Annotated in this window: 6 protein-coding genes, 1 tRNA gene and 3 rRNA genes; 8 read left to right on the top strand and 2 right to left on the bottom strand. The window is 52.4% G+C overall.

What is annotated here, in order from left to right; all coding sequences use genetic code 11:
- Positions 1-44: 44 nt before the first annotated feature.
- Complete coding sequence (locus tag MKZ07_RS20005; RefSeq protein WP_036694774.1) at positions 45-1,319, bottom strand: molybdopterin-dependent oxidoreductase; 1,275 nt, start codon at positions 1,317-1,319, stop codon at positions 45-47.
- Positions 1,320-1,500: 181 nt separating this feature from the next.
- On the opposite strand from MKZ07_RS20005, the gene MKZ07_RS20000 reads away from it, so the two are divergent.
- The 4 genes from MKZ07_RS20000 to MKZ07_RS19985 all read left to right on the top strand — a co-directional run bounded on the left by MKZ07_RS20000 (position 1,501) and on the right by MKZ07_RS19985 (position 5,910).
- Positions 1,501-2,208: a response regulator transcription factor gene (locus MKZ07_RS20000; protein WP_036694776.1), complete on the top strand. Its 708-nt coding sequence runs from the start codon at positions 1,501-1,503 to the stop codon at positions 2,206-2,208.
- A gap of 18 nt (positions 2,209-2,226) precedes the next feature.
- Positions 2,227-3,333, top strand: coding sequence for a sensor histidine kinase (locus MKZ07_RS19995; RefSeq protein WP_341027231.1), 1,107 nt, complete (start codon positions 2,227-2,229; stop codon positions 3,331-3,333).
- Positions 3,334-3,436: 103 nt separating this feature from the next.
- Positions 3,437-4,066: a hypothetical protein gene (locus MKZ07_RS19990; RefSeq protein ID WP_036694778.1), complete on the top strand. Its 630-nt coding sequence runs from the start codon at positions 3,437-3,439 to the stop codon at positions 4,064-4,066.
- Positions 4,067-4,164: 98 nt separating this feature from the next.
- Complete coding sequence (locus MKZ07_RS19985) at positions 4,165-5,910, top strand: transglycosylase domain-containing protein (RefSeq protein ID WP_341027229.1); 1,746 nt, start codon at positions 4,165-4,167, stop codon at positions 5,908-5,910.
- Between the two features lie 10 nt (positions 5,911-5,920).
- Here the strand turns inward: MKZ07_RS19985 and MKZ07_RS19980 are convergent, their stop codons facing one another.
- On the bottom strand, positions 5,921-7,171 hold the full coding sequence (locus tag MKZ07_RS19980; protein ID WP_036694781.1) for an MFS transporter: 1,251 nt from the start codon (positions 7,169-7,171) through the stop codon (positions 5,921-5,923).
- A 424-nt stretch (positions 7,172-7,595) separates the two neighbouring features.
- Here MKZ07_RS19980 and MKZ07_RS19975 point away from each other — a divergent pair.
- From MKZ07_RS19975 to rrf, 4 genes are all read left to right on the top strand, one after another.
- Positions 7,596-9,156 (top strand): 16S ribosomal RNA (locus MKZ07_RS19975).
- Positions 9,157-9,302: 146 nt separating this feature from the next.
- A tRNA-Ala gene (locus MKZ07_RS19970) sits at positions 9,303-9,378 on the top strand.
- Between the two features lie 211 nt (positions 9,379-9,589).
- Positions 9,590-12,511: ribosomal RNA gene (locus MKZ07_RS19965) — 23S ribosomal RNA — on the top strand.
- A 127-nt stretch (positions 12,512-12,638) separates the two neighbouring features.
- Positions 12,639-12,755 (top strand): 5S ribosomal RNA (gene rrf / locus MKZ07_RS19960).
- The 16S, 23S and 5S rRNA genes sit together here with 1 tRNA gene alongside, the layout of an rRNA operon.
- Positions 12,756-12,830 lie beyond the last annotated feature (75 nt).

The following is a 12,830-nucleotide window of genomic DNA, read 5'->3' as shown; positions in this document are numbered from 1 at the left end:
TGGGAAAGGAGGTTTTTTAATTGGATAAAAGGCAGGAGCTGCAACTACACCCGCTTGGCACCCGGCAGCCAGGCATCTTTGTCATACCCCCGCTGTTCCCAATACCCGACATAATCTTCATTGATTAACTCAATGCGGTTCAGCCATTTAACCGATTTATAGGCATACATTTGCGGAGTAACGAGACGAACCGGTCCGCCGAGCTGATTGGGGATAGGTTTGCCATCGTGCATCACAGCCACCATGATATCGTCCATCCTTGCCTGATCCAGAGTGAGTGAGTCCGTATAGACACCGTCTCCCGAGTAGAACTTGACCATGACGGCCCCAGGCTGCACACCGGCCATATCGAGCAGCTTCGAGAGGGGTAGACCCTCCCATGTGTTTTTGTACACAGACCAGCCTGTCACGCAGTGGAAATCACTGACCTGCACCTCACGCTGCAGCTTAACGAACTCTTCCCAGTTCCAGCTCAGCTTCTTATCCACCAGGCCATCAATAGTAAAAGACCAGTTGGAGTTGTCGAACGCGGGAATGGCCGTGACCGTATATACCCGAAAGCTGCCCTCGGCTCCCCCGCCGATAGGAGGTGCAGATTCCGCCAGCGGAACAGGGTCAGGAATCAATGCATTGGCATTGGTTGCCGCATAGTCGGCTGTACCCGGAAACTGCAGGGATTTACCGATCCAGCGGACAAAAGTAGGGCCGAGCGTGACAGCAAGCCCGGCGCCTACCGCAACCTTAATGAACCCGCGGCGTGAATACATAGGCTGGGCTTCAGAAGGAGCCGCGCGCCGCGCCCGTTCTGCGTGAGAAGAGGTCTCTTTTACAGGTACAGCTTCTGCCACAATCGTGCGCTTCTTGGGCTCCTTCAGCCACTTCACCCGGGTAATGGAGTGATAGATGATTACGGGCAGGCCGACCCAGGTCAGCAGATCATGGATGAATAACGCAGTATTCGCTGCTCTCGGCCCGGCGAGCCTGAACTGCCAGAGTACAACCCCTGAGATCAGCCAGCCGATCAAAAGCGTCAGCACGAAGAGGACATTGGCTTTTTGCGCAGGTTTACCCTTGAGCCGCTTCCAGTGCTTCGCTGCCAGTAGCAGATAATAGACTACAGGGATCAACAGCACCAGACCGAACACGATATGGCCCCACTTCAGCCACACTCTGCCTTCACCCAGCAGCTCTCTCCAGAAGCCGCCTACCAGCATCAGACCGCTAACGGCAAGGATTAAGACCAGCCAGGCATTCCACAAGTGAATCGAGACGAGCTTCTTGCCGTATCCTTTGCGGATGCCGGTCAATATTTTTTTCACCTGCAGTCCCTCCCTTGATGAATAAGTGTCCAATATCATATTAATTTAAGTTTTAACTAATTGTACCGCAAAAAAACACCGCTGAATAATATTATCCCGATCAAGCCTGACCGTATGGTTGCCTTCTCTGAACTTTTTCTTATAGACTAATGGAAAGAGCTAGGGAAAGGATTAAATGCCCATGAACCAAGAAACGATACTGCTGGTGGATGATGAAGTGGAGATTGTGGAACTGCTGGATATCTATTTTCGCAATGAGGGGTACCGGCTGCTTAAGGCATTTGATGGAAGAGAGGCGCTTGAATGCCTTGGCAAGGAAGAGGTGGATCTCATTATACTCGATGTGATGATGCCACACATGGATGGGATTGCCGCCTGCATGAAGATTCGTGAAGAGCGCAACATGCCGATTATTATGCTCTCCGCCAAGAATGCCGATATGGACAAAATCCTTGGACTCAGCATCGGTGCAGACGATTATGTGGGCAAGCCGTTTAATCCGCTGGAACTGGTGGCGCGGGCCAAATCGCAGCTGCGACGTTACCATAAATTGAATCGGGACACTTCTGCCAGAACGAATGAGCATGAACTGATCTTTGAAGATTTGCTGATAGATACACTTCGGCATGAGGTAAGTGTGGACAATCGCAAGGTGAAGCTGACACCCCGCGAGTTTTCTATCCTGGAACTTCTGGCGCGGCATCAGGGACAGGTGCTCAGCATGGAGCAGATTTATCTGAAAGTGTGGAATGAGCCTTTTCTGGATGGTGGCAATACCGTGATGGTGCATGTCCGCAATATCCGCGACAAAATTGAGCTGGACGCAAAGCAGCCCCGTTATGTGCAGACCGTATGGGGCATTGGCTACAAACTGGATCATCCATCCTGAAAGCTGAGGGGAACTGTAGTGAACACCAAATATATAAGCACCATCCGCTGGAAGTTTATCTGGGCCTTTGTGCTGAGCATTTTGTCGGGGGCAGCTCTGCTTTTGGCTGGCTATCGGCTGGTCAATTCCTTAGTTTATCTTGAGCCGGCGGAGCCCTCCGCGCTGTACTCACTTACTTTGAAATGGATCATCAACCATATCGGTTCAGCGCCGCTGATGACTGCTGTCGGGATTGCCAGCTTTCTGATTTTCTTCTTCATCTATACGCGTAAAATCGTCTCGTACCTCGAAGAGATCACCAGCGGTATCCAGCAGATCACGAAGCTTGATGAATCGCACCGGATTGAGGTTCGAACGTCGGACGAGCTGGGGGTACTTGCAGAGAACATCAACATCATGTCTGAGCGGCTACAGCATTCGCTGCTGGAAGAACGCAAGGCTGTCGAGTCCAAAAACGAGCTGATTACCGGTGTATCGCATGATCTCCGCACTCCGTTGACCTCGGTGCTTGGGTTTTTAGAATATATTGAGCAGGACCGCTGCCGGGAAGAGACGGAGATACGTTACTATGTAGGGATTGCCTATCAGAAGTCATTGGTGCTGCGCAAGCTGATTGACGACTTGTTTGAATACACGCGGGTTAACAGCAGCAGACTGCCGTTAGTGCTGGAACGGCTCGATCTCAAGGCATTTATGCGCCAGCTTGCGGAGGAATCGGTTCCGGCACTGACCCGTGAAGGCATGACTTATGAACTGCAGGATGATACCGAATCGTTGTGGATTGAAGCGGCTCCTTATGAATTGGTACGTGCGTATGAGAATCTGATTGCCAATGCGATCCGGTACGGGAAGGACGGGAAACGGCTTGAGATTGGACTCAGCTGTGAAGGTAACGATGCAGTTGTGCGGATCAGCAATTTCGGCGAGATGATTGCGGAGGGGGATCTTCCACATATTTTTGAGCGGTTCTACCGGGCGGAGCGCTCCAGATCGCAGATTACCGGGGGATCGGGATTAGGTCTGGCGATTGCCAAGGGAATTGTGGAAAGGCACCATGGGGAGATTACGGCTCACAGCACCAGATCCCGGACTGACTTTGTTACCCGATTTCCGGTATCCTCCTGACAATCTTCAGTATTTCTTAAGAAGTGGCAATGGTGTTTCTTAAGATTTAGCCGATATCCTTGGGCTATGGGATGAGACCCGGGGAGGCAGGAGAAATTGGCTGATGTCAAAAATACACACGATCCGCACACTTTACCTCTACATATTCTGCGGTAGCGCTCTGCTTAGTGCAGGGCTGTTGCTGCTTATGCGGGGGATTTTTACTATGCTCTACTCCTGGTATACGCCGGAATCGGCTGCGCTGTTTGTCCGTTTCATGCATTGGATCATCAATCATATCGGCGCAAGACCGGCGGCTGTCATGATGTTCACCGTTGTATGTGCAGGGCTGTTCCTGCTCCGTTCACAAAAAGCAGCCAACGATACCACCGCGCTGCTGCGCGCCGCAGAACAACTGGCGGTTCACGGCTCCTGTGAGCTTACGGACCTTGAGGTACAATCGGGTGGGGAATTCAGACGGCTGGCTGCCAGTCTGCGCCGGATTCATCAGGCCGGATTGCGGCCGGCAGCGGCCCCTGCACCGCAAATACAAATGCCAGAGCCGGATGCACAAGAGTTCATAGCGCTTATTTTGCGGACACGGGCGTTGATCCGCACGCTGGAACAGACAGTGGCGGAGTCAGAGGAAGAGGTCTGTATTATCCCCGGTGCAGTTCTGCAGCATCTGGTGATGGCTAAGCACGAGGCGTTGGGACTGGAAAAGCTTCTGGAGAATTGGACTCGGCAGGTATGAGTATGGGAACAAGACGGAGATTCCTGCTACGTATTTGCTATACCGTTTTTGATCTGACAGTCATCCTTACCATTCTTATGCTAGCAGGAATTATATATATGAGTCAGTATGGAAAGCTGGTGCTGGACCGTTATCCGGAGAAAATGATTTTACCGGAGTCAAGCGTCATTATGGCCTCTGACGGAACGGTGTTGCGGAGAATACCGCTGCCTGAAACGGGCTATCGAATCAAAGCAGGACTAGGAGAAATGCCGCAGCTGCTCATAGATACTTTCATTGCTGTAGAGGACCGCCGTTTTTACAGCCATAAAGGTCTGGACTACCAGGGAATAGCCCGTGCATTAGTCAATAATACCGTACGGATGGGGGTATCTGAGGGTGGAAGCAGCATCACCCAGCAGCTGGCAAGAGGGTTGTATCTGAACCGGGGGCAGAATCTGCTGCGTAAGCTGAACGAAGCCTCAATAGCATTGGCCCTGGAGAAGCAGTTATCGAAGGATGAGATTCTGCAGTTGTATCTCAACCAAATTTATATGGGACAAGGGCAATATGGGGTGAAATCTGCAGCGGAGCGTTATTTTGGTATAACTGATCTGAAGCATTTGGAGATCGGGCAGATCGCGACGCTTGCGGCTATCCCCAAAGGGCCGTCTATTTACAATCCGGCAGACAACCTTGAACGGTCAGCAAGCAGACGGAATCTTGTCCTGCGGATTATGCAACAGCAACAGCTGATTACAACGGAACAGATGACGGCAGCAATGAAGAGCACCTACGTACCTCCGGTTAAGGATAAGACTGAGATTGTCGGGGCGTCCTATATGGGTGCGGCAATTCAGGAAGTGATGCGGCAGACAGGATTATCGCAAAAGGAGCTAAGCACAGGCGGATATACACTGGTGACAGGCATGAATATTGAGGTGCAGCGTGCTATGGAGCGGGCATTCTCACAGGAGGAGGCATTTCCGCCGGATGGCAAAAACCAGAGAGCAGAAGCAGCCATGGTCATCATGGACCAGCGGACCGGTGAAGTGGCTGCACTGTTGGGCGGGCGAAACCCGCGTACAGGCGGTCTGAACAGAGCCGTAACTCCCTCCCGGCAGCCAGGCTCCGCGCTCAAACCCATTATAGATTATGGGCCGGCGCTGGAGAGCGGGAAATATACGCCGGACAGTCTCCTGCCTGACATTAAAACAACCTATGGCAGCTACAGTCCGGCTAATCTGAACGGTGTATATCGTGGGCAGGTGAGCATGAGGGTTGCCCTGCAGCAGTCCATTAATGCCCCAGCGGTATGGTTACTGAAGCAGGTGGGGGTCAGCTATGCCCGTGGGTTTGCCGCCAGGCTGGGAATAGAACTCGCTGCAGAAGACAACCATCTGGCCATTGCCCTTGGAGGTCTGTATAGCGGGGTTTCTCCGCTCATGATGGCTCAAGCCTACACCGTCTTTGCGAATGGAGGCATTCTTAACAAGGCGTATCTGGTGCGTAGTATCAGGAATTCGCAGAACCAGGTGGTGTATTCACATGTCGCTGCGCCGCAGCAAGCCATTTCGGTACGTACCGCAGCGGATATGACTGCCATGCTCCGTCAGGCAGTGAGTGAAGGGACGGGCAGACGGGCGCGAATGAATGTTACAGTCGCCGGTAAGACAGGAACCACGCAGTTGGATCTGCCGGGAGTCCCCGGCAAGGCCAACAGGGATTTATGGTTTGTAGGCTATACCCCTAGATGGACTGCAGCGGTATGGATGGGCTTCGACCACTCTGATCCGGACAACTACATGACTGCCGGCAGCGGGCTTGCGGCTGCTATGTTCGCCAAGGTTCTCTCCATGCTATGAATAGATTTGCTTATTCCGCTGCCCATTCCTCGAGCTTCTTGTCACCAGGCAGCAGCAGAGCCAACAGGCCGAGCAGCGGCAGGAAGCCGCAGGCCACGAACACCGTGGCGATTCCGATCGTGTCGATCAGATGCCCGATTACGACAGAGCCAATTCCGCCAAGCCCGAAGGCAAGGCCGGTAATTAGACCCGAGACCGTACCGATATTGCCTGGATACAGCATCTGCGCGTAGATAACCGTGACGGAGAAGCTGGATAGTAGAATGAACCCGGAGATAATCAGCAGGACGGCCGCCCAGAACTGGTTCACAAAAGGCAGGGCCAGCGCAAACGGCACCGTCCCGATCATCGAGACCAGAATAAGATTGCGGCGGCCGAAGCGGTCTGCGAGCGGGCCCCCGAAGAAAGTGCCGACAGCGCCGGCAGCGAGATAGATGAAGATATAGATCTGTGCCTTATCCAGCGTCATCCCGTATTTGTCCATTAAGTAGAAGGCATAATACCCGCCGATAGAGGCGCCGTACCAGGATCGCACGAATACGATGAAGACCAGAATAACCGTTGTAATCAGAATACGTTTGCTGCGGGCAGGGTCGATGGAGCGGGCAGCTGATTTTTTGCGGAAGGTGTATCCGGCATCCAGCATCTCACGGTACCAGCGGGCCACATAGGCTTGGATGGCTACTCCGGCAGCGGCGATAACGGTGAAGCCGAGAGCACCCATCTGACCGAAGGGAATGAATACCCACTTCATTAATAGAGGACCCAAGGCCTGGCCGGCGTTTCCGCCCACCTGAAATATGGATTGCGACAGCCCCTTGCGCTGACCGGCGGCCATATGAGCCACACGCATGCCTTCCGGATGGAACGCAGCTGATCCGAAGCCCACCAGCATTACGGACACAATCACTAATACATAATTACCGGCAAAAGCCAGCAGGAACACTCCGGCAAAGGTACAGCACATCCCCAGCGGCAGCAGGATCGGACGCGGCTTACGGTCAGCGGCGAAGCCGATAATAGGCTGTATTACCGAAGAGGTAAGGTTCAGCGCGAACGCTATCCAGCCGATCTGGGCATAGGAGAGTACCAGGTTATCTTTCAGTACAGGGAACATCGCCGGAATCAATGCCTGAATGGAATCGTTGAATAAATGAACAAAGCTGACGGCGAGCAAAATGCGGTAGATGGTAGCCTGCTGCAGATTGCGTGATTCCCCCAGAGGGACGGGGGGAGCTTGAGGCAGGGTCTTGTTGGACATTTGAACTCCTTTCAGGAACAGCTAATAAGTTAGTTATCTTTGGATATGAAGATAAATTCTATTGTAGCGACAAATGAAGTATTATGGGAATCAATTTGTGCAGGGCAGTGGTCAACTATTCATTATTAACTCAAAAAAAGCAGAGTTTAATCCTATTGTAAAAAAGACTTGCAAACGGTTGGAGAGCGTGATATATTATCTCTTGTGCTTATGAGACATCGACGCTAAATTGAGCGGCGGAAGAAAAATAAGTTGACAACAAACGTAATAAAATGATATGATCTAATTCCTGTGCAAGAGACATAACGTTGAAATGCCAGGAGCAAGTTCTTTGAAAACTGAACAAATGGAACGCTTTAATTTTTACAAGATTCATTCAATGAATCGTCAGTTTCAAAATGAGCAATCGCTCTTTCTAAATACCAATTTGGAGAGTTTGATCCTGGCTCAGGACGAACGCTGGCGGCGTGCCTAATACATGCAAGTCGAGCGGAGTCTGAAAGGAAGCTTGCTTCCTTTCAGACTTAGCGGCGGACGGGTGAGTAACACGTAGGCAACCTGCCCTCAAGCCTGGGATAACTACCGGAAACGGTAGCTAATACCGGATAATTTCTTTTTTCTCCTGAGGAGAGAATGAAAGGCGGAGCAATCTGCTGCTTGGGGATGGGCCTGCGGCGCATTAGCTAGTTGGTGGGGTAATGGCCCACCAAGGCGACGATGCGTAGCCGACCTGAGAGGGTGAACGGCCACACTGGGACTGAGACACGGCCCAGACTCCTACGGGAGGCAGCAGTAGGGAATCTTCCGCAATGGGCGCAAGCCTGACGGAGCAACGCCGCGTGAGTGATGAAGGTTTTCGGATCGTAAAGCTCTGTTGCCAGGGAAGAACGTCCGGTAGAGTAACTGCTACCGGAGTGACGGTACCTGAGAAGAAAGCCCCGGCTAACTACGTGCCAGCAGCCGCGGTAATACGTAGGGGGCAAGCGTTGTCCGGAATTATTGGGCGTAAAGCGCGCGCAGGCGGTTATTTAAGTCTGGTGTTTAAACCTTGGGCTCAACCTGAGGTCGCACTGGAAACTGGGTGACTTGAGTACAGAAGAGGAAAGTGGAATTCCACGTGTAGCGGTGAAATGCGTAGATATGTGGAGGAACACCAGTGGCGAAGGCGACTTTCTGGGCTGTAACTGACGCTGAGGCGCGAAAGCGTGGGGAGCAAACAGGATTAGATACCCTGGTAGTCCACGCCGTAAACGATGAGTGCTAGGTGTTAGGGGTTTCGATACCCTTGGTGCCGAAGTTAACACAGTAAGCACTCCGCCTGGGGAGTACGGTCGCAAGACTGAAACTCAAAGGAATTGACGGGGACCCGCACAAGCAGTGGAGTATGTGGTTTAATTCGAAGCAACGCGAAGAACCTTACCAGGTCTTGACATCCAACTAACGAAGCAGAGATGCATCAGGTGCCCTTCGGGAAAAGTTGAGACAGGTGGTGCATGGTTGTCGTCAGCTCGTGTCGTGAGATGTTGGGTTAAGTCCCGCAACGAGCGCAACCCTTGACTTTAGTTGCCAGCAGGTTAAGCTGGGCACTCTAGAGTGACTGCCGGTGACAAACCGGAGGAAGGTGGGGATGACGTCAAATCATCATGCCCCTTATGACCTGGGCTACACACGTACTACAATGGCCGGTACAACGGGAAGCGAAGCCGCGAGGTGGAGCCAATCCCAGCAAAGCCGGTCTCAGTTCGGATTGCAGGCTGCAACTCGCCTGCATGAAGTCGGAATTGCTAGTAATCGCGGATCAGCATGCCGCGGTGAATACGTTCCCGGGTCTTGTACACACCGCCCGTCACACCACGAGAGTTTACAACACCCGAAGTCGGTGGGGTAACCCGCAAGGGAGCCAGCCGCCGAAGGTGGGGTAGATGATTGGGGTGAAGTCGTAACAAGGTAGCCGTATCGGAAGGTGCGGCTGGATCACCTCCTTTCTATGGAGAATCGTCTTCTGCAATGAAGACATTCAAATAAAAGTCTTCAGGAAGTTAACTTCCTGAAGCAGGCTTTACTTCCTGAAGCAGGCTTTACTTCGTAAAGCCTTGAGCGTTTCCATTTGTTCGGTTTTGATGGAATTTGCGGGGCCATAGCTCAGCTGGGAGAGCGCCTGCCTTGCAAGCAGGAGGTCAGCGGTTCGATCCCGCTTGGCTCCACCAACAAACTGCATCTATTTGTCATGTCTGAAATACTGGATACAACTTGATCCTTGAAAACTGGATACCGAAACGAATTTGCGTTTTAGAACATTCCTTTAAGTTGAACTTGTGTAAACAAGTTTTAAATTAATGGCGATGCTACGATGATCTAGATGGAAATACAGGCGTTGAAGAAATTCATTGTCCGATATTTTCCTGACGGAACAATCGAGGTTAAGCTACTAAGAGCACACGGAGGATGCCTAGGCGCCAGGAGCCGACGAAGGACGTGGCGAACAACGAAACTGCCTCGGGGAGCTGTAAGCAAGCTTTGATCCGGGGGTGTCCGAATGGGGAAACCCAGCTGTGGTAATTCGCAGTTACTCGTATCTGAATACATAGGATACGCAGAGGCAGACCAGGGGAACTGAAACATCTAAGTACCCTGAGGAAGAGAAAACAATAGTGATTCCGTCAGTAGCGGCGAGCGAACGCGGAACAGCCTAAACCAAGGGGCTTGCCTCTTGGGGTTGTGGGACGTCTCACATGGAGTTACAAAGGAATATGGTAGGCGAAGAGGTCTGGAAAGGCCCGCGATAGAGGTAAAAGCCCTGTAGCCTAAACTGTGTTCTCTCCGAGACGGATCCCGAGTAGTGCGGGGCACGTGAAACCCCGTATGAATCCAGCAGGACCATCTGCTAAGGCTAAATACTACCTGGCGACCGATAGTGAAACAGTACCGTGAGGGAAAGGTGAAAAGCACCCCGGAAGGGGAGTGAAATAGAACCTGAAACCGTGTGCTTACAAAAAGTCAGAGCCCTTTCTATGGGTGATGGCGTGCCTTTTGTAGAATGAACCGGCGAGTTACGTTTAACATGCAAGGTTAAGGTGAGAAGCCGGAGCCGCAGCGAAAGCGAGTCTGAATAGGGCGACTGAGTATGTGGACGTAGACCCGAAACCGTGTGATCTACCCCTGTCCAGGGTGAAGGTGCGGTAACACGCACTGGAGGCCCGAACCCACGCATGTTGAAAAATGCGGGGATGAGGTGGGGGTAGCGGAGAAATTCCAATCGAACTCGGAGATAGCTGGTTCTCCCCGAAATAGCTTTAGGGCTAGCCTCGGTGAATGGAGTGGTGGAGGTAGAGCACTGATTGGGTGCGGGGCCCGCAAGGGTTACCAAGCTCAGTCAAACTCCGAATGCCATTAACTTCTTGCCGGGAGTCAGACAGTGAGTGCTAAGATCCATTGTCAAAAGGGAAACAGCCCAGACCATCAGCTAAGGTCCCCAAGTGTGTGTTAAGTGGGAAAGGATGTGGAGTTGCACAGACAACCAGGATGTTGGCTTAGAAGCAGCCACCATTGAAAGAGTGCGTAATAGCTCACTGGTCGAGTGACTCTGCGCCGAAAATGTAACGGGGCTAAACACACCACCGAAGCTATGGCTAGATGCTTTGCATCTGGGGTAGGGGAGCGTTGTATGTAGGTTGAAGGTGTACCGTAAGGAGCGCTGGACAGCATACAAGTGAGAATGCCGGTATGAGTAACGAAAAGATCAGTGAGAATCTGATCCGCCGAAAGCCCAAGGTTTCCTGAGGAAGGCTCGTCCGCTCAGGGTAGTCGGGACCTAAGGCGAGGCCGAAAGGCGTAGTCGAAGGACAACAGTTTGAAATTACTGTACCACCGTAATCCGCTATGAGCGATGGGGTGACGCAGGAGGGTAGTGACGCGGACTGATGGATGTCCGTCTAAGCAGTGAGGCTGGTGTGTAGGCAAATCCGCACACTATTAAGGCCAGGCTGTGATGGGGAGCGAAAATTATAGTAGCGAAGGTCATGATCTCACACTGCCAAGAAAAGCCTCTAGTCAGGAGAAGGTGCCCGTACCGCAAACCGACACAGGTAGGCGAGAAGAGAATTCTAAGGCGCGCGGAAGAACTCTCGTTAAGGAACTCGGCAAAATGACCTCGTAACTTCGGGAGAAGAGGTGCCTCGGTAGGGTGAATAGCCCGAGGGGGCCGCAGTGAAAAGGCCCAAGCGACTGTTTAGCAAAAACACAGGTCTGTGCGAAGCCGTAAGGCGAAGTATACGGGCTGACGCCTGCCCGGTGCGGAAGGTTAAGGGGAGTGGTTAGGAGCAATCCGAAGCTGTGAACCGAAGCCCCAGTAAACGGCGGCCGTAACTATAACGGTCCTAAGGTAGCGAAATTCCTTGTCAGGTAAATTCTGACCCGCACGAATGGCGTAACGACTTGGGCGCTGTCTCAACGAGAGATCCGGTGAAATTTTAATACCTGTGAAGATGCAGGTTACCCGCGACAAGACGGAAAGACCCCATGGAGCTTTACTGCAGCTTGATATTGAATTTGGGTACGATCTGTACAGGATAGGTGGGAGCCGTTGAGGCAGGAGCGCAAGCTTCTGCGGAGGCGCCGTTGGGATACCACCCTGATCGTATCTAGGTTCTAACCTAGTGCCCTTATCGGGTACGGGGACCGTGTCAGGCGGGCAGTTTGACTGGGGCGGTCGCCTCCTAAAGAGTAACGGAGGCGTTCAAAGGTTCCCTCAGAATGGTTGGAAATCATTCGCAGTGCAAAGGCATAAGGGAGCTTGACTGCGAGACCTACAAGTCGAGCAGGGACGAAAGTCGGACTTAGTGATCCGGTGGTACCGCATGGAAGGGCCATCGCTCAACGGATAAAAGCTACCCTGGGGATAACAGGCTTATCTCCCCCAAGAGTCCACATCGACGGGGAGGTTTGGCACCTCGATGTCGGCTCATCGCATCCTGGGGCTGAAGTAGGTCCCAAGGGTTGGGCTGTTCGCCCATTAAAGCGGTACGCGAGCTGGGTTCAGAACGTCGTGAGACAGTTCGGTCCCTATCTGTCGTGGGCGCAGGAAATTTGAGAGGAGCTGTCCTTAGTACGAGAGGACCGGGATGGACGTACCGCTGGTGCATCAGTTGTTCCGCCAGGAGCATGGCTGAGTAGCTACGTACGGACGGGATAAGCGCTGAAAGCATCTAAGCGTGAAGCCCCCTCAAGATGAGATTTCCCAGTATGTAAGACCCCTTGAAGACGACGAGGTAGATAGGTTGGAGGTGGAAGTGCAGCAATGCATGGAGCTGACCAATACTAATCGGTCGAGGGCTTATCCAAATTTCTAACACGCAGATTCGTTTCGGATTCAGTTTTCAGGAATCAAGTTCCTGAACGCAACGAAATTCATTCACACATTCGTGATGAACCGAATTTCTAGCGGCAGCGTCTGTTTCACAGACGCATGTTTGGTGGCGATAGCGGAGGGGTTCCACACGTACCCATCCCGAACACGACCGTTAAGCCCTCCAGCGCCGATGGTACTTGGACCGAAGGGTCCTGGGAGAGTAGGACGTTGCCAAGCACACATTAGCCATTGTTGAGCAATCGACAGTGGTTTTTTTGCGTGCAGGCAGGGCTGTGGAAAAGCTGTGGATAG

Source organism: Paenibacillus sp. FSL P4-0338, from assembly GCF_038002365.1.
GTDB lineage: Bacteria > Bacillota > Bacilli > Paenibacillales > Paenibacillaceae > Paenibacillus_AQ.
The sequence above is the reverse complement of the archived record's forward strand: the minus strand, read 5'-3'. Positions and strand labels throughout refer to the sequence as shown.

Coding starts and splice junctions, on each gene's coding strand:
- MKZ07_RS20000 (WP_036694776.1), top strand. CDS start 1,501: ATGAACCAAGAAACGATACTGCTGGTGGATGATGAAGTGGAGATTGTG.
- MKZ07_RS19990 (WP_036694778.1), top strand. CDS start 3,437: ATGTCAAAAATACACACGATCCGCACACTTTACCTCTACATATTCTGC.
- MKZ07_RS19985 (WP_341027229.1), top strand. CDS start 4,165: ATGAGTCAGTATGGAAAGCTGGTGCTGGACCGTTATCCGGAGAAAATG.
- MKZ07_RS19980 (WP_036694781.1), bottom strand. CDS start 7,171: ATGTCCAACAAGACCCTGCCTCAAGCTCCCCCCGTCCCTCTGGGGGAA.